The following is a 19540-nucleotide window of genomic DNA, read 5'->3' as shown; positions in this document are numbered from 1 at the left end:
GATCAAAATCGAAAACCCACATCTGTGGGATGCCGAGATGAAGGAAGAAGCGACCCAGATGATCCTGCAAGGGACCCAGCTGGAAATCGAATACGCCCGCGACACCATGCCGCGCGGCGTGTTGGGCATGAATGCAGCGATGATGGAGGACTACCTCAAGTTCATCGCCAACCGTCGCCTGTCTCAAATTGGCTTGAAGGAAGAATACCCAGGCACCACCAACCCGTTCCCGTGGATGAGCGAGATCATGGACTTGAAGAAAGAGAAAAACTTCTTCGAGACCCGTGTGATCGAGTACCAGACGGGTGGCGCGCTGAGCTGGGACTAATCAACCACACAGATCCAAAAAATGTGGGAGCGGGCTTGCTCGCGAATGCAATCTGTCAGTTGATGCTTCCGGTGACTGATACACCGCATTCGCGAGCAAGCCCGCTCCCACATTGGGTCTGCGGTGTTCTACAGACTTTGTAAGCTGCCACTTATGCCCAACCAAACCATCAAGACCCCCTGCATCGGCCTGTGCTCTACCGTCTACGGCGACCTGGTCTGCCGGGGCTGCAAGCGTTACCACCACGAAGTGATCCAGTGGAACGGCTACAACGCCGAGGAAAAACAGGCGGTGTGGCTGCGCCTGGAGCAATTGCTGGTGCAGGTGATGGCCAGCAAGCTGGAAGTGTTTGATGCGCACCTGCTGCGCCAGCAACTGGAGAACCGCAAGATCCGCTTTATGCCGCACCAGTCGCCGTATTGCTGGGCGTACCAGTTGATTGCCCGGGGGGCGCGGGTGATTTCCAGGCTGGATGCGTATGGGTTGGTGTTGCTGCCGGAGTTTCGTGAGCGGCAGTTGGCGGAGTTGCGCGATGCGATTGACCGGGAGTTTTTCCTGTTGTCCGAGGCGCATTACGAGCGGTACATCGCCCCAGGGTTTCTGAAGGAAGCATTTGGGCCGGCCCTGATCGCCACATTCTAGGCCACAGCACAAAACCCATGTGGGAGCGGGCTTGCTCGCGAAGGCGGTGTGCCAGAACACACATCTGCTGGCTGATCCACCGCCTTCGCGAGCAAGCCCGCTCCCACATTTTGATTTGCGCCTGTCAGGAGATCCAGGACGGATCACGCTCCGTCTGCAAGCCGTATTTCTCAATCGCCTGCTGCCCCATCCGCGCATCCAACGCCGTCAGCGCCGCCAGCACGATGTGATACCGATCCACCTCAAAGAAATCCCGCAACGCCGCCCGCGTATCACTGCGCCCGAACCCGTCAGTGCCGAGCACGGTGTAGCCGCAATCCAGGTACGACGCGATCATCTGCGGCACCGCCCGCACATAGTCCGACACAGCCACCACTGGTGCGCCCTTGGGCAGGCACTCCGTCACATGACTGATGCGTGCAGGGGCTTGCGGATGCAGGCGATTCCACCGCTCCACCTCGCGCGCATCACGTGCCAGTTCGCTGTAGCTGGTGACGCTGAACACTGCGCTGGTCACGTGCCAATCGTCCGCCAGCAACTGTGCCGCCGCTTGCACCTCGCGTACCAGCGTGCCGGAACCGAGCAGGCGCACCTGGGCGTCATCCGCACCTTCCAGGCGGTACATGCCCTTGATGATCGCCGCATCAACCCCTTGGGGCAGCGAGGGCTGCGGGTAGTTTTCGTTCATCAGCGTCACGTAGTAGAACTCATCCACCTCGTGCTCCAGCATCTGGCGCATGCCGTGATCGAGGATCACCGCGAATTCCCCGGCAAACGCGGGATCGTAGGCGCGGCAGTTGGGCACGGTGGCGGCCATGAGATGGCTGCTGCCGTCCTGATGCTGCAAGCCTTCGCCACCCAAGGTGGTGCGCCCTGCCGTCGCGCCGAGCAGGAAGCCACGGGCGCGCTGGTCGGCGGCAGCCCAGATCAGGTCGCCCACGCGCTGGAAACCGAACATCGAGTAATAAATGTAGAACGGCAGCATGCGCAGGCCATGCACCGAGTAGCTGGTGGCCGCAGCCACCCAGGAGCTGATGGCGCTGGCTTCACTGATGCCTTCTTCGAGGATCTGCCCATCGGTGGCTTCGCGGTAGCTGAGGATCGAGCCGATGTCTTCCGGTTCATAGCGCTGGCCGACGCTGGAATAGATACCAATCTGCTTGAACAGGTTGGCCATGCCAAAGGTGCGCGCCTCGTCGGCGACGATGGGCACGATGCGCGGGCCCAAGGCTTTGTCTTTGAGCAAGTGGGTGAGCATGCGCACAAAGGCCATGGTGGTGGACATTTCCTTGCCGTCGGCCGCCGTGGCAAACCCGCCGTAGCCTGCCACGGGCGGCACGCTGACCGTTGCGGCGTGCTGGCTACGGCTCGGCACATAGCCGCCCAGGGCGTGACGGCGCTGGTGCAGGTAGCGCATTTCCAGGCTGTCATCGGCCGGCTTGAAGAAGCTCAGGGATTCGGTCTGCTCATCACTCAGCGGCAGTTGGAAGCGATTGCGAAAGGCGATCAACGCCTCGCGATCGAGTTTCTTCTGCTGGTGCGTGGTCATCTTGCCCTGCCCGGCCTCGCCCATGCCGAAGCCCTTCTTGGTCTGGGCGAGGATCACCGTGGGCTTGCCCTTGACCCGGCGCGCCGCATGGTAGGCCGCGTGAATCTTGACCATGTCGTGGCCGCCGCGCTTGAGGCGGTCGATCTGTTCGTCGCTCATGCCCGCCACGAGTTTGGCCAGGGACTCACTCTGGCCGAAAAAGTGCTCGCGGTTGTAGGCGCCGTCCTTGGCGGCGAAGGTCTGGAACTGGCCATCCACGGTCTGCGACAAGGTGTTGACCAGCGCGCCATCGGCATCCTTGGCCAGCAAGGCGTCCCAGTCCGAACCCCAGACCAGCTTGATCACGTTCCAGCCCGCGCCGGCGAACAAGGCTTCCAGTTCGTCGATGATCCGCCCATTGCCACGCACCGGGCCGTCGAGGCGTTGCAGGTTGCAGTTGACCACCCAGGTCAGGTTGTCCAAGCCTTCGCGGGCCGCCAGGGTCAGGGCGGACATACTTTCCGGTTCGTCCATTTCACCGTCGCCAAACACGCCCCAGACGTGACGGTCAGTGGTGTCGAGCAAGTTGCGGTGTTGCAGGTAACGCATGAAACGTGCGTGGAAAATCGAGCTGATGGGGCCGATTCCCATCGAACCCGTAGGGAACTGCCAGAAGTCCGCCATCAACCAAGGATGGGGATAGCTGGACAGCCCGCGCGCGCCGGTCTTGGGGCCGCCGATTTCCTGGCGATAGTGGGCCAGGTCGTGTTCACTCAGGCGGCCTTCCAGAAAAGCCCGCGCATAGATGCCGGGGGCGGAATGGGGCTGATAGAACACCAGGTCGCCGCCAAAACGGTCGTTGCGCGCACGGAAGAAGTGATTGAAACCCACCTCGAACAAATCCGCCGCGCTGGCGTAGCTGGCGATATGCCCGCCGAGTTCGCCGTAGGCCTGGTTGGCCCGCACCACCATGGCCAGGGCGTTCCAGCGCACCAGGGAGGCCAGGCGCTCTTCGGTGGCAAGGTCGCCGGGAAACGCCGGTTGCTGCTCAACGCTGATGCTATTGATATAGGGCGTACCGTGGCGTGGTTTCCAGTCGATGTGCGGCGCGCTGCCTTCACGGGCCAGCAGGTCGAGGATCTGCCGCGCTCGCGCGGGGCCGGCGTTGGCGACCAGGGACGCGAGGGCGTCGCGCCACTCGTCCAACTCTTGTTGATCCAGAGCTGTGTGATTCACCGCGCTCGCAAAACCGTTCATGGGCACCTCCAGGCTTTTTTTCCAGTTTATGTCGGTGCCAGAGGATTTTTTGCCTGATATCAGGCGCAAAAATCTGAAGTTTGAGCATGATTCACTGGCAACTCGCCTTTCTTCAGCACGTTGTGCTCAAGCCCCCGAAACCTCGCCATTGTGTTTAAAATGCCGCCCGCTCAACGAACGACGCTAAACGATGAACCCAGACGCCCTCGCCACCCTGCACACCCACTTGCTCACCGCCCTGGCGACCCCGCCCAGCGAAACCCGGCGCCTGTTCCACGGCCGTGGGCGCTGCTGGCCGGGCCTGGAGCAACTGACGGTGGATTGGTTGCAGGGCGTGGTGCTGGTCTCGTTGTTCAAGGAGCCGGAAGCTGAACAGCTGGAAGCCCTGAAACAGTTGCTGCAAGCGCAATTGAGCGCTCACACCGTCGCCTTGCAACACCGCTACCTGCCGCAAAGCACCACCGAATGGCTGGTGGGCAACCCCGTCGATGAGCTGACCATCACCGAAGGCGGCCTGCGTTACCTGATCGATCTGGGTAAAAAACAGAACAGCGGGCTGTTCCTCGACATGCGCTACGGGCGCAACTGGGTGCGGGAGCAGGCCAAGGGTCAGCGCGTCCTCAACCTGTTCGCCTACACCTGTGGTTTCTCCGTGGCGGCCATCGAAGGCGGCGCCGACCATGTAGTCAATCTGGACATGGCCCGTGGCGCCCTCAGTCGGGGTCGCGACAACCATCGCCTGAACGGCCACGACCTGAGCCAAGTGACGTTTCTCGGCCACGACCTGTTCAAGTCCTGGGCCAAGGTCACCCACAGCGGCCCCTATGACCTGGTGATCATCGACCCGCCGTCGTTCCAGAAAGGCAGTTTCCTGCTGACCAAGGACTACCAGCGCGTGCTGCGCCGCCTGCCGGACTTGCTCACGGCGCAAGGCACGGTGCTGGCCTGCATGAACGACCCGGCCTTCGGTGAAGACTTCCTGATCGACGGTGTGACCCGCGAAGCACCGGGGCTGCGCTTTGTCGAACGTCTGGAAAACCCACCGGAATTTCCGGATATTGATGCGCAAAGTGGCTTGAAGGCGTTGGTGTTCCGTCAAGGCTGATGCCGAAACGGCCCGCGCTTGCTACGCTTAGTCTTGCACCGGGCGGTGAACCATATCCTCCCCTTCCCGGTCGATACCTGCATTCCCTGGCCAGACTCGACGGCGTCACGTTGTCGGCTGCCCCGTTTCACCTTTTGGAGAACCGCCCGTGATATCGACCCTGCATGTAGCCAGACTCAAAGCCTGGGGCGCCCACGGCTTTACCGCCACCGGTGTGGTATTGGCCTTCCTGGCCACCCTGGCGCTGCTGGAAAACTCGCCCAAGGCCTGCCTGCTGTGGCTGGGCCTGGCGTTGGTAGTCGATGGCGTCGACGGCTCCCTGGCGCGACGGGTCAACGTCAGCACCGTGCTGCCAAGCTTTGACGGCTCGGTGCTGGACCTGGTGATCGACTACCTGACCTACGTATTTATCCCAGCATTGTTTATCTATCGTTACATCGACCTGCCGGACTTTACCCACCTGTTCACCGTGTCGGTGATCCTGGTGTCGTCGCTGTTCTGCTTCTGCAACGTGAACATGAAGAGCAAGGACAACTACTTTGTCGGCTTCCCCGCCGCCTGGAACGTGGTGGCGCTGTGCGTGTACATCATCCAGCCAGATGCCTGGGTGACCTTGCTCACGGTGATCGGCCTGGCCCTGCTGACCGTGACGCCGATGAAGTTTTTGCACCCGTTCCGCGTGAAGCGCTTTATGCCGATCAATATCGCGGTGACCACTATCTGGTTGCTGTGCAGCTTTTTGATGGTGGTGGATTATCCGAACACCAACCCGTGGACGTTTGGGTTGTGGTCGGTGATGTCGGCGTATTTCCTTGGGATTTGCATCTGGCGTACGGCTTTGGAATGGCTGGATAAACGTCACGGTTGATCGCGGTTAAACATGTGGGAGCGGGCTTGCTCGCGAATGCGGTGGGTCAGTCACTAAATTTTTGACTGACCCACCGCATTCGCGAGCAAGCCCGCTCCCACATTTGGATCTGTGTACTTCTGGCAGTAAGATGGCGGCCTTCCGCATAGCGCCCTGCCAATAATAAGCCCTGCCCATGCCCTTCGAACTCAGCGTTGACTTCACCACCCTCGCCATTCTCGCCGCCGTGGCCTTCGTCGCCGGTTTTATCGACGCCATCGCCGGCGGCGGCGGGTTGCTCACCACGCCCGCCCTGCTCACCGCCGGCATGCCGCCGCATCTGGTACTGGGCACCAACAAGCTCAGCTCCACCTTTGGCTCGGCCACCGCCAGCTTCACCTTTTACCGCCGCAAGCTGTTTCACCCGCGCCAGTGGGTGCACGCCATCGTCGGCACCTTTATCGGCGCGCTGACCGGTGCGGTGGTCGCGCACTACCTGCCCGCCGAGACCCTGAACAAAATGCTCCCGGTGATCGTGTTTGGTTGCGGCCTGTATTTGCTGTTCGGTGGCACACCCAAGGCGCCGCCGGCTGCGGACGCACCGATCAAGAAGAAATGGCAATCCACCCAGGGCTTCGGCCTGGGCTTCTACGATGGCGTCGCAGGCCCCGGCACCGGCGCGTTCTGGACCGTCAGCACGATGCTGATGTACCCGGTGGACCTGGTGAAGGCCAGCGGCGTCGCGCGCAGCATGAACTTCGTCAGCAACGCAGCTGCGCTGTCGGTGTTTATCTTCAACGGCACGGTGGATTGGATCGTCGGCCTGACCATGGGCGTCTGCGTGATGGGCGGTGCGTTCTTTGGCGCACGCAGCGCGATCAGCGGCGGCGCCAAGTTCATTCGCCCGGTGTTTATCACCGTGGTGCTGGGCCTGACGGTGCGCCTAGCCTGGCAGCACTGGTTCAGCGTGGCCTAGGCGCCGCGCCAGGTAGAGGTCGATCAGGTAGCGCGCAATCGAACGTGACGCCGGCAACGGCGGCAGGTTGTGGATGTTGAACCACTGCGCGTCTTCGATCTCGTCGGCCTGGGGCACGATGTCACCACCAGCGTATTCGGCATGAAAGCCGAGCATCATCGAATGGGGAAACGGCCAGCACTGGCTGCCCATGTACTGGATATTCTGCACCTCCACCTGCACTTCCTCGCGCACTTCGCGCACCAGGCAGTCTTCGGCCGACTCACCCGGCTCGGCAAACCCCGCCAGCGTGCTGTAGACGCCAGTCACGAAGCGCGGCGAACGCGCCAGAAGGATCTCGTCGCCACGGGTCACCAGCACAATCATGCTCGGCGAGATCCGTGGGTAGCTGCGCAGGTCGCAGGCCTGGCAAAACATCGCGCGCTCCCGTGGCACCTGGACCATGGCCTGGCCGCAACTGCCACAAAAGCGGTGCTCCCGCGCCCAGGAGCCGATCTGCGCGGCGTAGCCCAGCACTTTGTACAAGGTGTGATCGCCTTGCAGCATAAAGGCGCGCAGGCCTTGCCAACTGCAACCCGGCACTTCGGCCGGCGCGTTCAGCTCCAGCAAGTACACCGGCTCACCGTCGAGGTGGCCGATGCCGTGTTCGGCAAACACCGACAGGTCCTGGCGCTTGAGCCATTCCCGAGGGAACAGCGGGCCATTGCTGTCATGCAAAAAGCCCTCGCGGCTGCGGGCGACGGCCCAGCCGCCAGGGGTGTCGTTGTCCAGCAGTGTTGTGGTAATCCAGCCTGGGGTCATATCAGTCAATCCACGAATTCGGGTTTCTGCTTGCTCATATGGGCCGCGATGGCCACGCGCAGGTCGTTGGATTGCAACATAGCCGCGTTCCAGGTGGCAACGTATTCCAGACCATCATTGACTGTATGGTCACGCATGTAGCTGATCATGGCTTTGGTGCCGGTCACGGCAATCGGCGACTTTGCGGCGATTTCATGGGCGATCTCCAGCACACCGGCCAGCAGACTCTCTTGATCGGGGTAGACGCGGTTGACCAGGCCAATGCTGCGTGCTTCTTCGGCGCCGAATTGGCGGCCGGTGTAGGCCAGTTCCCGCAGCATGCCGTCACCGACAATACGCGGCAGGCGCTGCAGGGTGCCGACGTCAGCGGCCATGCCGATGTCGATCTCCTTGATCGAGAACTGCGCGCCCTCGGCGGCGTAGCGCATGTCGCAGGCGCTGATCAGGTCGATGGCACCGCCGATGCAATAGCCCTGGATCGCCGCCAGCACCGGCTTGCGGCAGTTGTCGACAGCGTTGAACGAGGCTTGCAGCTCAAGGATCTTACGCCGCAGCAGGCGCGCATTGCGGCCGACGTCCTTGCCGAATTCATTGGCCACCGAGGCCAGCATCATCAGGTCGATGCCCGAGGAAAAATGCTTGCCGGCGCCACTCAGCACCACCGCGCGCACGGCGTCGGTGTCTTCGATCCACTGGAAAATCTCGATGATCTCGGCCCAGAACACCGCGTTCATCGCGTTGATCTTTTCCGGGCGATTGATCTGCACATGGGCAACATTGCCAGTGAGTTCGACGACGAAAGCTTGGTATTCGGACATGGCAGTGATCCCTGACTGGCGAGTGATAAGGGCCGAACTATAACAAGGGTGCGCCACGGCGCATCGGCCAAAAGCGGGACTGGGAAAACGCTGGATAAAACCCGGCGCACACGCCATCCTTCGCGCTTTAAGCCGCCCCATCAGCGGCGCTCGACGTTTAAAGGATATGCCCATGCACGCCCAACCCCTCTCCCCGGCCGAATTCGAATTTGTCGAAGACACCCTGCAAAAGTACGGCGACGACCACTCGGTGCTGAACCTCGCCGAACTGGACGGCTACTTCACCGCCCTGGTGTCGAGCCCGGCCCAGGTGGATGTGGCCGAGTGGTTCCCGGCGATCTGGGGCGGGCAGAACCCCGAGTGGGAAAGCATGGACGAGGCGCAGCGCTTCCTCGAACTGTGCGTGCGCCATATCAATACCCTGGCCGGGCAACTGGCGACCGACGCGCAGGGCTTCAAGGCACGTTTCGACGATACCGAACACCAGGGCCAAACCGTGACCCTCGCCGAAGAATGGTGCTTTGGTTATATCCGTGGCGCAGCCATCGGCAACTGGCCGCCACTGCCTGCAGTGCTGGCCGGCGAACTGGAGAAAATCTCCTGGTGTGCCGAGCAGGACAATTTCGAGTTGCCGGCCGACCTGGACGTAGCAGCGCACCAACAGCGTGTCAGCCAGATTGAACCGGCCGCGCGTGCCCTGCACGATTACTGGCTGAGCCAGCGCTAAACCTCGACAAGTACTGCTGGTTTGGCCGATTATTCGGGTCCGCCCGTCGGCCACTCCGTACCACCTTGCCTTGAATCAGGAGCCTTGTACCTTGAGTTCGCAGAAAACCGTGACCGTTACACCGCCCAATTTCCCCCTCAATGGCAAGGTCGCGCCCCCCGGCTCCAAATCCATTACCAACCGCGCCCTGTTGCTGGCCGCCCTGGCCAAGGGCACCAGCCGCCTGAGCGGCGCGTTGAAGAGCGATGACACCCGCCATATGTCGGTGGCCCTGCGCCAGATGGGCGTGACCATCGACGAGCCGGATGACACCACCTTTGTGGTCACCGGTTCCGGCAAGCTGCAACTGCCCGCCCAACCGCTGTTCCTCGGCAACGCCGGCACCGCGATGCGTTTTCTTACCGCCGCCGTCGCCACCGTTGAGGGCACCGTGGTGCTGACCGGCGACGACTATATGCAAAAGCGCCCGATCGGCCCGCTGCTGGCGACCCTGCGCGAGAACGGCATCCAGGTCGACAGCCCGACCGGTTGCCCGCCGGTGACCGTGCACGGTGTGGGTAAGGTCCAGGCCAAGCGTTTCGAGATCGACGGCGGCTTGTCCAGCCAGTACGTGTCGGCCCTGCTGATGCTTGCGGCCTGTGGCGAAGCGCCGATTGAAGTGGCACTGACCGGCAAGGACATCGGTGCCCGTGGCTACGTGGACCTGACCCTGGACTGCATGCGGGCTTTCGGTGCCCAGGTCGACACCGTCGACGACACCACCTGGCGTGTCGCCCCGACCGGCTACCGCGCCCACGACTACCTGATCGAGCCGGACGCATCCGCCGCCACCTACCTGTGGGCGGCCGAGGTGCTGACTGCTGGTCGTATCGACATCGGCGTGGCCGCGCAGGACTTCACCCAGCCGGACGCCAAGGCCCAGGCCGTGATCGCCCAGTTCCCGAACATGCAGGCCACAGTGGTTGGCTCGCAAATGCAGGACGCCATCCCGACCCTGGCCGTGCTGGCCGCGTTCAACAACACCCCGGTGCGTTTCACCGAGCTGGCCAACCTGCGGGTCAAGGAATGCGATCGTGTGCAGGCGCTGCACGACGGCTTGAATGAAATCCACCCAGGCCTGGCCACCATCGAAGGCGACGACCTGCTCGTTGCCAGCGACCCGGCGCTGGCCGGCACGTCGTGCAATGCCCTGATCGACACCCACGCCGACCACCGCATCGCCATGTGCTTTGCCCTGGCCGGCTTGAAAGTGGCGGGCATCCGCATTCAAGACCCGGACTGCGTGGCCAAGACCTATCCTGAGTACTGGAAGGCCCTGGGCAGTCTTGGGGTGCAACTCAGCTACTGAGCCGGCAGCGTCGGAATGGGGAGGCCAAGCACATGACTATTCGCCAACCCTGCCCACCCGGCGCTTGCGACTGCGACCGCGAGCAACTGCTGCAAGCCCCGGGCGCCGACGTGCGCATCCTCACCCTCACGCGCCAGGAAGAGAAGAAGCTGATCGCGCGCCTCGAAGACCTCAAGAGCCTGCAAGACCTGGAACGCATGCAACAGCTGATGTACCAACAATTGGGCATCCGCGTGCATGTGGCGCCGGGGCACACCGAGGTCAAGAGCATGCGCGGGATCCAGATCGACATCGACCCGTTTCCAGGCCTATGTCGCAAGACCCGCCAAGCGATTCCAGCAGCCATTCGCCGGGGCATGGAAAAACGCCCGGAAATTGCCTACCGCCTGCTCGACGCCCACGACCTGTTTCGCGAAGGCTGAATCAGCCCGCGACCCTCTCCTGTTGAAACAACCCCTGCCCCACTGTGTGCGCTTTGCGCAGGTGCGCCTGGGCGGTGCCGCTTTCCGACTCCAGCAACAACTCGGAGGTGAGCACCTTGGCCCCGCAGTAATCAAAGATGCCGTGGTCGATCTGCGTACGCATGGCCTTGGCATAACCGTGACGATCGAACGCGCTTTCATCCGCCGCCCCCACGGCCAACAGGTGCACGTTCAAGTGCCGCAGTTTTTTCACCACCGGCATGTCAGGGCCGTAATCAATCGCCCAACCGTTGACGAAAACACGGTCGACCCAACCTTTGAGCAAGCCCGGCAGCGACCACCAGTAGATCGGGAACGCCAATACCAGCGCGTCGGCACGGTCGATACGCGCTTGCTCGGCCAGCACGTCCGCTGGAGGCTGGGCGCGAGTGCGGTGCACGCGCTGGTCGGCGGCGCCGTAGCGCGGGTCGAAACCTTCCGCGGCGAGGTCGGCAATCTCGAAGGTGTGCCCGGCAGCGGTCAGCCCGGCAGCGGCTTGCAAGGCGATGCTGTGGGTCAGGGATTGCGGGTCGTGATGAGAGACTACGATCAAGGCGTGCATGACATTGACTCCATTTCGGTTTAGGCTGGGCTTAAGTTACCCTTGGTAAGTTACTTTTGGTATATAAGCATGTCAAGCAGTGAATCCCCTGCCCCCCGTCGTCGCCTGTCGCGCGAAGATCGCCTGCGTCAACTGTTGGACGTGGCCTGGCAACTGGTCCGCGATGAAGGCACCGACGCCCTGACCCTGGGTCGCCTGGCGGAACTCGCGGGCGTCACCAAGCCGGTGGTCTACGATCACTTCGTCACCCGCGGCGGGTTGTTGGCCGCGCTGTATGCCGATTTCGACGGGCGCCAGAACCAGGTGTTTGCCGAGGCTATCGAAGCAAGCAATGCGACGTTGGAGGACCGGGCATGGGTGATTGCCGCGTCCTATGTCGATTGCGTGCTGTTGCAGGGACGGGAAATCCCAGGGGTGATTGCAGCGTTGAGCAGCTCGCCGGAGCTGGAAACCCTCAAGCGTCAGTACGAAGCGATCTTCCTCGATAAATGCAGCGCCGCGCTGTCGCCGTTTGCGCCCGGAGGCAAGGTGTCCCGGGCTGGTTTGCGGGCGATGCTTGGGGCGGCGGAAGCCTTGTCCCAGGCGGCGGCCAGCGGTGAGCTCAGCCGTGAGGAGGCGCAGCAGGAGTTGTTGGGGATGATTCTGGGGATGGTGGGTAGGCAGTGAGGGCGTCATCGCAGGCAAGCCAGCTCCCACACTTGATCGGGTTCACACGGTCAAAATGTGGGAGCTGGCTTGCCTGCGATAGCAATAGGGCAGACACCACATCTGCCACAGAAAATTGAATCTCAGCCCCGCCCCTGCACAAACAACTGCACCTTGCGCACCCGTTGATCCAGGTGCCGGTCGCGCTGCTTCTCCGCATCCACCATCGCGCGCTTGCCGTGCTTTTGCAGCAGGTAGGTGTGAATCTGCCGCACTTCCAGCGAGCTATAGATCGCCGCCACATCCAGCACCCCCATCAGCCCGTCGGTGGCGTAGCTGCGGGTATTCATCACCACCTGGGTATCCCGCGCACCACGCACCTGGAAGCCCATGGCTTCGAAGGCCGGGACTTTTTCCACGGCGCAGTTCAATTCAGCGTGAGGATAGCGCTCAAGCACATCACCCAGCATGGCGCGCGCCACGCCCTGGCGCCGGAAACCGGCTTGCACCGCCATAAACGCGATACCACAGGCCTCGGGGTCATCCTTCACCGGCAGGCACAGCACAAAACCGATGACTTTCTCCGGGTCCAGCGTGGCGGTGGCCACAATCAACTCGACCGCAATCCCCTTCGCCCCATTCAAGGCTTCCAGGTACAGATGCACCTCAAAGCCCGTGGCGTACTGGTAGATGCTGTACAGCAGATTGCTCGGCGGCAGTGCAACGCTGCTGATGTCGGTGAGGTTGTCCACCACCATCTGCAGGATCTGGTCGCTGATGGCCGCGGGACACGGCGTGGTGTAACGGGTAAGGATGAGCATGCAAATTCCTGGGGTTTCGCGTCAAGGCTGCGGGGATTGTACCTGCTGCGGCCTGCAGACCTCACGCAAACATCCACGCAGCCAGCGATGGCCCAGGTCGGCGTCCAGGCGCGGGTGCCAGAGCATCGCCACGGTAAAGGTGGGCAACGCCAAGGGCAGCGCGAAGCTGTGCAGGCCTTCGCGTTGATGGGCGGTGTAGCGCTCGGGCACGCTGGCGATCAAGTCGGTGGCGCGGGCCAGGGCGATGGCGGTGGAGAATCCGGTGACAATCGTGCCGATCTGGCGGCTGAGGCCCTGGGCGTCCAGCGCTTCGTCGATCTGCCCACGGTCTTGCCCGCGTCGGGACACGTAGACGTGCTGGCCCTCGGCATAGCGCTGCACGCTGATGTCACCCTGGCTCAGGGGATGGCTGCTGCGCACCACGCCGATCAAGCGATCACGAAACAGCGCCTGGGTCAGCAGTTCGGGGCTGGCATTGGCGTCGACCACGCCGGTTTCCAGGTCAACGCTGCCGTCCCGTAGCCAGGCACTGTCCTTGTCAGTCTTGTTGACGAAGCGCAGTCGCACGCCAGGCGCGTCCTCAGCGATGCGTGCGAGCAAGGCCGGGCCGAAGTTTTCGACGAACTCGTCACTGGTGCGCAGGGTGAAGGTGCGCTCGACCCGGGCCATATCCAGGGTTTGCGCGGGGCGCAGCACGGCATGGGCGTCCAGCACCAGGCGGCTGACGTGTTCGCGCAGCGCCAAGGCCCGTGGCGTCGGCACCAGGCCACGGCCGGCACGCACCAGCAACGGATCACCGGTGGTTTCGCGCAAGCGCGCCAAGGCGCGGCTCATGGCCGAGGGGCTCAGGCGCAAACGCTTGGCCGCACCGGCGACGCTGCCTTCGGCGAGCAACGCATCCAGGGTGATCAGCAGGTTCAGGTCGGGCATCAGCGTTCCTTATCAGGCGTCTTGTGCAGGTATTGACTGCAATCCATGCGCCTTCCGCCATGTTAGGCGAGCCCGTAGATTTGTGACAGTAGCGATCATTCAAGGAATTCCAGATGCACACGTCCACACGCGGCGCCCTTTTCAGCCTGTCGCTGTCCATGTTGCTGGCCTCCCTCGGCACCAGCATTGCCAATGTCGGCCTGCCCAGCCTGGTACTGGCCTTTGACGCGTCGTTTCAGGCGGTGCAGTGGGTTGTACTCGCGTATTTGCTGGCAATCACCGCCGTGATTGTCAGCGCGGGCCGCTTGGGCGATCGCCTGGGGCGGCGGCGACTGTTGCTCGCCGGCTTGTTGCTGTTCGCCCTGGCCTGCGGGCTGTGTGCCATGGCGCCGTCACTGCACTGGCTGATCGCCGCGCGCGTGCTGCAAGGGCTTGGTGCGGCGATCATGATGGCGATGACCCTGGGGATGGTCGGCGACACGGTCAGCAAGGAACGTACCGGGCGTGTGATGGGCTTGCTCGGCACGCTGTCGGCCGTCGGCACCGCGATGGGGCCCAGCGTCGGTGGCGTGTTGTTGAGCCTGTGGAGTTGGCGCGCGCTGTTCCTGCTCGGCGCGCCGCTGGGGCTGCTGGCGGCCGCCCTCGCCTACCGCTACCTGCCGAATGAACCCGGGGCACGGGCGGCAGTGCCGCTCTGGTCGGCACTGGCCAGCCCTGGGCTGCGCGCCGGCCTGGGGATGAGCGCGCTGGTGTCGGCGGTGATGATGGCGACGTTTGTGGTCGGCCCGTTCTACTTGTCCCGTGGCCTGGGGCTCGCGCCTGCGTGGATGGGCCTGGTGATGGCGGTCGGGCCTTGTGTTGCAGCCGTCACCGGCGTGCCTGCCGGCCATCTCACCGACCGTCTCGGCAGCCCGCCCATGACCCTCCTCGGACTGGCCATCATGGCCGTAGGCGCGTTGGCACTGGCGCTGGCCGGCGGGCTGTTGGCCTACCTTGGCGCGTTGGTCTTGCTGACGTCGGGTTACAGCCTGTTCCAGGCCGCCAACAACACCGCGGTGATGCGTGATGTCGAAGGCCCGCGTCGGGGCACGGTGTCGGGCCTGTTGAACCTGTCGCGCAATATCGGCCTGATTTTCGGCGCCTCGGCCCTCGGTGCGGTGTTCGCCTGGGCCACGCCGGATATCATCCGCGCCACCCCGCAATCCGTGGCTTTTGGCCTGCATACCACCTTCGCGGTGGCGGTAGGCCTGATCCTGTTGGCCGGCGCGCTGCGACACAAACATTGACAAGATAAAATCGCAGCGACTATTGTCTGACAACCTGATCACCAAGGTTGTCCCATGCTTGAGCTCCAGCGTCCCGACTCGCTTGTCGTGCGGGTTGTCAGTGCGATCCGCGCAGAAATCGACTCCGGCCAATTGCCGCCGGAGTCGCGCATGCCCACCGAACAGCAACTGGCCGAGCAACTCAACGTCAGCCGCTCCGTGGTGCGCGAAGCCATTGCCCAGCTCAAGGCGGACGGCGTGATCACCGCCCGCCGGGGTCTGGGCTCGTTCATTTCGCAGACGCCCGCGGGCACGGTGTTCCGTTTCCCCCAGCCCAACGGCCGCAGCCCGGACCTGGCGCAGATGTTTGAAGTGCGCCTGTGGATCGAAACCCAAGCCGCCTCGATTGCCGCCCAGCGCCGCGATGAGGCCGACCTGCTGCGCATGAAAAGCGCCCTGCAGACCATGCAGGACAACCGCGACAACTTCGAAGCCGCCGCCCTCGCCGACGTGGAATTCCACCGCGCCATCGCGGACGCCAGCAAGAATGACTACTTCGTCGCCTTCCACGACTTCCTGCGCAGCCAATTGGCCAGCGCCCGCAAAACCGCCTGGGAAAACTCGGCGTCACGCTTTGCCACTGGCTCCGCCGATGCGACCCAGGAACACCAGGCGCTCTACCAGGCCATCGTCGACGGCGACGCCCAACGCGCCGCCGCCAGCGCCGAGGCGCATTTGCGTGCAGCGGCGCGGCGCCTGAGCCTGGAGCTTCCGGCCACCCATTGATCCTTTAAGTAGCGTGTCCTCGACACGCCATTTTTTTAACAAAAACATTAGTCTGACAACCTGATAAGCAGACCGAAATGTGCAACTTTAGGTACCCCACGCAATGATTCACGACTTTTGCATTATCGGCGGCGGCATCGTCGGCCTGGCCACCGCGATGGAGCTGCTCAAGCGCCAGCCGGGCGCCTCGCTGGTGATCCTGGAAAAAGAGGCGGTGCTGGCCAAGCACCAGACCGGCCACAACAGCGGCGTGATCCACGCCGGCATCTACTACGCACCGGGCAGCCTCAAGGCCGACCTGTGCAAGCGCGGCGCCGAGCAGACCAAGCAGTTCTGCACGGAGCACGGGATCAAGTTCGAGGTGTGCGGCAAGTTGCTGGTGGCCTCCAGCCCCCTGGAAATGCAGCGCATGGAAGCCCTGTACGCACGCTCCCAGCTCAATGGCATGAAAGTCGAGCGCCTCGACGCCGAGCAGTTGCGTCAACGTGAGCCGAACATCGTCGGCCTCGGCGGCTTGTTTCTCGACGCCACCGGTATCGTCGATTACCGCCAGGTCTGCGAAACCATGGCCCAGGTGATCCGCCGCAGCGGTGGCGAGATTTGCCTGGAGCGCACCGTCACCGCGATCCACGAAGACACCGACAAAGTCACCGTCAACACCCGTGGCGAAACCTGGCAAGCCAAGCACCTGGTGGTCTGCGCCGGTTTGCAGTCGGACCGCCTGGCGACCCTTGCCGGCATTTCCATCGACCACCAGATCATCCCGTTTCGCGGTGAGTATTTCCGCCTGCCCGCAGCGAAAAACAACATCGTCAACCACCTGATCTACCCGATTCCCGATCCAGAGCTGCCGTTTCTCGGCGTACACCTCACGCGCATGATCGACGGCAGCGTCACCGTCGGCCCGAATGCCGTACTCGGCCTGGGCCGCGAGAACTACCGCAAGTTCTCGGTGAACTGGCGCGACGTGGCGCAGTACGCGAGCTTCCCCGGCTTCTGGAAAACCATTTGGCAAAACCTCGGCTCCGGCACCACCGAGATGAAGAACTCGCTGTTCAAGTCCGGTTACCTGGAGCAGTGCCGCAAGTACTGCCCATCCCTGACCCTCGACGACCTGCTGCCTTATGAAGCGGGCATCCGCGCCCAGGCGGTGATGCGCGACGGCAGCCTGGTGCACGACTTCCTGTTCGCCCAGACCCCACGAATGCTCCACGTGTGCAACGCGCCCTCGCCGGCCGCCACCTCAGCCATGCCCATCGGCGCGATGATCGCCGACCGCCTGTTCCAGCCCGAGTAACACCCCGCAATACGCGTCCATTTGACAATAACTATAAAGACCCAGAAGGAAGTCCAGCATGTCGGCACCTGCCTCCATTCCGTCCACCGAAACACCCGAACAAACCCGCAAGCGCCTGCGCAAAGTCGCCGCCGCGACCATCTTCGGCTCGATGCTGGAGTGGTACGACTTTTACCTGTACGCCACCATGGCGGCCATTGTGTTCTCGAAGATCTTCTTCGATAACAGCGACCCGAAAACCGCCACCCTGATGGCCTTTTCCACCTTTGCCATCGGCTTTATCGCCCGCCCGTTCGGCGGCATCCTGTTCGGCTACCTCGGCGACAAGTTCGGCCGCAAGCAAGTGCTGGTGCTGACCTTCTGCCTGATGGGCGTGTGCACCACGCTGATCGGCCTGATCCCCAGCTACGCCTCGATTGGCATCTGGGCGCCGATCCTGCTGGTGTTTATTCGCATCATCCAGGGCCTGGGCGCGGGCGCCGAGCTGTCGGGGGCGGCGGTGACGTCCTACGAGCACGCGTCGGAAGGCAAGCGCGGCAGTCAAGGCGCATGGCCCGCACTGGGTTTGAACCTGGGCCTGTTGCTGTCGTCGCTCACCGTGTATGTGCTGACCATCAACGGCAACGAGTTCCTGCTGGCCGGCGGCTGGCGCATCCCGTTCGTGTGCAGCATCGTGCTGGTGGGCGTGGGCCTGTGGGTGCGCAACAGCATCCCGGAAACCCCACAGTTCAACGAGCTGAGCAAAGAAGCCGCCAAGGCCAAGGCCTCGCCGCTGAAAACCCTGTTCAAGAATGATATGAAAGGCCTGGCCGTGGTGTTCTTCGTGGCCATTGGCTACAACGCCCTGAGCTACATCTTCAAGACCTTCTCCCTGGCGTACCTGACCCAGTTCAAAGGCGTGGATGTGCACGTCACCTCGCTGTCGGTGACCATCGCCAGCCTGATCGCCATCGTCGCCGTGCCGTGCTTTGGCTGGCTGTGCGACAAATGGAGCAGCAAGACCGTGCTGATGCTCGGCGGTGTGTGCTCGCTGCTGTTCGCCTACCCGTTCCTGGCCCTGCTCAACACCGGCGAAAGCCTGATGATCTACATCGCCATCGGCGTCGGCACGGGCATCCTCGCGCCGATGATGTTTGCGCCCCAAGGCTCGTTCCTCAGCCGGCAGTTCCCGACCCAGACCCGCTCCTCCGGCTTTGGTACCGGGCGTGAAATCGGCACGGCCATCGCTGGCGGCCTGGCGCCGCTGGGCGCACTGTCGATGGTGGCAGCGTCTGCGACGCACTCCACCGATGGCGTGGTGATTATCCTGGGCATTTCGGCCCTGCTGGTGGTGGTGTTCGCCCTGTGCGACCAGGGCCGCAAACACTCGGCCTTCAAGAACTGAAGGAAAAAGATCAGACCAACGGGTGCATGGACGCACCTACATCGCGCATCATGGGCACTTTACAAGCTCAAGGGTAATGTCCATGCGCGTGCTGTCATTGATGATGGGTCTGACGACGCTGGCCGCCACTACGGTGTTCTGCGCCAGCGCGATGGCGAATGAAGAAAGTCAGTTGGTACAACAGATCAACCAATACCGCAGCCAGCTACAGCGCTGCGGCGACCAGGGTTCCCAGGAACTGCCACCGCTGACCAGCGATACGCGGCTGGTGCTGCCGGCCAATAATGTCGGCGACCTGCAACAGGCACTGGCGCGGGCGGCGTACCCGATGGTCAACGTGCAGGCCATCAGCCTGTCCGGGCCCAAGGATGCTGCATCAGCCATGAAGGCCGTGCGCGAAAGCTTCTGCCGCGTGGTGCTGGACCCGCAATTTGTCGATATCGGCGTGAGCAACAGCGGCCAGGACTGGCGCATCGTGCTCGCCCGCCCGCTGCTGTCCAGCGGCCTTGGCGACTGGCAGACCGAAGGCAAGCAGCTGCTCAACCTGGTCAACGCCGCCCGCGAACAAGCGCGCCAATGTGGCACCCAGGCCTTCAACGCCACCACCCCGTTGAGCTGGAACGACGACCTGGCCGGCGCCGCCAACAGCCACACGCGCAACATGGCCAACGGCAATTTTTTCGATCACCTGGATCACGATGGCCGCACGCCGGGCGACCGTGCGGAACTGGCCGGGTATATCGCAAAAAACATCGGCGAAAACATCGCCGCCGGCCTCGACACCCCGCGCAAGGTGGTGGACGGCTGGCTCGCCAGCCCCGGGCATTGCGCCAACCTGATGAACCCGCAGTTTCGCGAGTTGGGCGCGGCGTACGCCATGGACCCGAAGAGCGATGCAGGCATTTACTGGACAGGGTTGTTCGGCACCCAATAGACCCATTCAAATGGATAGAGCATCAAAATGCCATCTCCGCGATAATTGCGTTGAACTGCCAACGGCCATTCCGGTCTG

At 62.9% G+C, this 19540-nt stretch carries 20 protein-coding genes; 14 read left to right on the top strand and 6 right to left on the bottom strand.

Annotation, left to right across the window (positions count from 1 at the left end):
- Both DBR46_RS28855 and DBR46_RS28850 read left to right on the top strand, forming a co-directional pair.
- Window positions 1-328: ribonucleotide-diphosphate reductase subunit beta (locus DBR46_RS28855; protein ID WP_003237905.1), on the top strand; the 328-nt coding region annotated here is incomplete at its 5' end.
- Window positions 329-481: 153 nt separating this feature from the next.
- A complete protein-coding gene (locus tag DBR46_RS28850; RefSeq protein ID WP_124529632.1) occupies window positions 482-970 on the top strand; it encodes a DUF1289 domain-containing protein in 489 nt (162 codons plus the stop codon).
- A 124-nt stretch (window positions 971-1094) separates the two neighbouring features.
- Here the strand turns inward: DBR46_RS28850 and mdeB are convergent, their stop codons facing one another.
- Window positions 1095-3755, bottom strand: a complete 2661-nt coding sequence (gene mdeB / locus DBR46_RS28845) for an alpha-ketoglutarate dehydrogenase (protein WP_124529630.1) — start codon at window positions 3753-3755, stop codon at window positions 1095-1097.
- Window positions 3756-3945: 190 nt separating this feature from the next.
- On the opposite strand from mdeB, the gene DBR46_RS28840 reads away from it, so the two are divergent.
- The 3 genes from DBR46_RS28840 (at window position 3946) to DBR46_RS28830 (ending at window position 6683) form a co-directional block, all read left to right on the top strand.
- The gene (locus DBR46_RS28840) at window positions 3946-4860 is read left to right on the top strand and encodes a class I SAM-dependent methyltransferase (RefSeq protein ID WP_124529628.1); all 915 of its coding nucleotides are present in this window, start codon (window positions 3946-3948) and stop codon (window positions 4858-4860) included.
- A gap of 148 nt (window positions 4861-5008) precedes the next feature.
- Window positions 5009-5728 carry a phosphatidylcholine synthase gene (gene pcsA, locus DBR46_RS28835; RefSeq protein WP_124529626.1) on the top strand — a complete coding sequence of 240 codons (720 nt, stop codon included), beginning with the start codon at window positions 5009-5011 and terminating at the stop codon, window positions 5726-5728.
- A gap of 175 nt (window positions 5729-5903) precedes the next feature.
- On the top strand, window positions 5904-6683 hold the full coding sequence (locus DBR46_RS28830; RefSeq protein ID WP_124529624.1) for a TSUP family transporter: 780 nt from the start codon (window positions 5904-5906) through the stop codon (window positions 6681-6683).
- On the opposite strand, the gene nudC is transcribed toward DBR46_RS28830, so the two are convergent.
- The gene (nudC, locus tag DBR46_RS28825) at window positions 6651-7484 is read right to left on the bottom strand and encodes an NAD(+) diphosphatase (RefSeq protein WP_124529622.1); all 834 of its coding nucleotides are present in this window, start codon (window positions 7482-7484) and stop codon (window positions 6651-6653) included. The two genes, DBR46_RS28830 and nudC, sit on opposite strands and share 33 nt — an antisense overlap.
- Window positions 7485-7489: 5 nt before the next feature.
- Window positions 7490-8302, bottom strand: a complete 813-nt coding sequence (locus DBR46_RS28820; RefSeq protein ID WP_124529620.1) for a crotonase/enoyl-CoA hydratase family protein — start codon at window positions 8300-8302, stop codon at window positions 7490-7492.
- Between the two features lie 172 nt (window positions 8303-8474).
- On the opposite strand from DBR46_RS28820, the gene DBR46_RS28815 reads away from it, so the two are divergent.
- The 3 genes from DBR46_RS28815 (at window position 8475) to DBR46_RS28805 (ending at window position 10799) form a co-directional block, all read left to right on the top strand.
- Entirely contained in the window at window positions 8475-9029 is a 555-nt protein-coding gene (locus tag DBR46_RS28815; protein ID WP_124529618.1) for a UPF0149 family protein, read from the top strand.
- A 91-nt stretch (window positions 9030-9120) separates the two neighbouring features.
- A complete protein-coding gene (gene aroA / locus DBR46_RS28810) occupies window positions 9121-10377 on the top strand; it encodes a 3-phosphoshikimate 1-carboxyvinyltransferase (RefSeq protein ID WP_124529616.1) in 1257 nt (418 codons plus the stop codon).
- 32 nt (window positions 10378-10409) lie between these two features.
- A complete protein-coding gene (locus tag DBR46_RS28805; protein ID WP_124529614.1) occupies window positions 10410-10799 on the top strand; it encodes a hypothetical protein in 390 nt (129 codons plus the stop codon).
- 1 nt (window position 10800) lies between these two features.
- Here the strand turns inward: DBR46_RS28805 and DBR46_RS28800 are convergent, their stop codons facing one another.
- Window positions 10801-11400 (bottom strand): NAD(P)H-dependent oxidoreductase, encoded by a 600-nt coding sequence (locus DBR46_RS28800; protein WP_124529612.1) that lies wholly within the window; start codon window positions 11398-11400, stop codon window positions 10801-10803.
- Between the two features lie 69 nt (window positions 11401-11469).
- On the opposite strand from DBR46_RS28800, the gene DBR46_RS28795 reads away from it, so the two are divergent.
- Window positions 11470-12066 (top strand): TetR/AcrR family transcriptional regulator, encoded by a 597-nt coding sequence (locus tag DBR46_RS28795; protein ID WP_124529610.1) that lies wholly within the window; start codon window positions 11470-11472, stop codon window positions 12064-12066.
- A gap of 122 nt (window positions 12067-12188) precedes the next feature.
- Here DBR46_RS28795 and DBR46_RS28790 read toward each other — a convergent pair whose 3' ends face one another.
- Together DBR46_RS28790 and DBR46_RS28785 are read right to left on the bottom strand one after the other, a co-directional pair.
- Window positions 12189-12866: an N-acetyltransferase gene (locus DBR46_RS28790; RefSeq protein ID WP_124529608.1), complete on the bottom strand. Its 678-nt coding sequence runs from the start codon at window positions 12864-12866 to the stop codon at window positions 12189-12191.
- Window positions 12867-12887: 21 nt separating this feature from the next.
- On the bottom strand, window positions 12888-13796 hold the full coding sequence (locus DBR46_RS28785) for a LysR family transcriptional regulator (RefSeq protein WP_124529606.1): 909 nt from the start codon (window positions 13794-13796) through the stop codon (window positions 12888-12890).
- A 113-nt stretch (window positions 13797-13909) separates the two neighbouring features.
- On the opposite strand from DBR46_RS28785, the gene DBR46_RS28780 reads away from it, so the two are divergent.
- The 5 genes from DBR46_RS28780 (at window position 13910) to DBR46_RS28760 (ending at window position 19462) form a co-directional block, all read left to right on the top strand.
- Window positions 13910-15082, top strand: a complete 1173-nt coding sequence (locus tag DBR46_RS28780; RefSeq protein ID WP_124529604.1) for an MFS transporter — start codon at window positions 13910-13912, stop codon at window positions 15080-15082.
- A gap of 54 nt (window positions 15083-15136) precedes the next feature.
- A complete protein-coding gene (locus tag DBR46_RS28775; RefSeq protein ID WP_124529602.1) occupies window positions 15137-15847 on the top strand; it encodes a FadR/GntR family transcriptional regulator in 711 nt (236 codons plus the stop codon).
- Window positions 15848-15950: 103 nt separating this feature from the next.
- A complete protein-coding gene (gene lhgO, locus DBR46_RS28770; RefSeq protein ID WP_124529600.1) occupies window positions 15951-17144 on the top strand; it encodes an L-2-hydroxyglutarate oxidase in 1194 nt (397 codons plus the stop codon).
- A gap of 58 nt (window positions 17145-17202) precedes the next feature.
- Complete coding sequence (locus tag DBR46_RS28765) at window positions 17203-18528, top strand: MFS transporter (protein ID WP_017734577.1); 1326 nt, start codon at window positions 17203-17205, stop codon at window positions 18526-18528.
- A gap of 82 nt (window positions 18529-18610) precedes the next feature.
- The gene (locus DBR46_RS28760; protein WP_124529599.1) at window positions 18611-19462 is read left to right on the top strand and encodes a CAP domain-containing protein; all 852 of its coding nucleotides are present in this window, start codon (window positions 18611-18613) and stop codon (window positions 19460-19462) included.
- Window positions 19463-19540 lie beyond the last annotated feature (78 nt).

This window comes from Pseudomonas sp. KBW05 (assembly GCF_003852405.1).
GTDB lineage: Bacteria > Pseudomonadota > Gammaproteobacteria > Pseudomonadales > Pseudomonadaceae > Aquipseudomonas.
The sequence above is the reverse complement of the archived record's forward strand: the minus strand, read 5'-3'. Positions and strand labels throughout refer to the sequence as shown.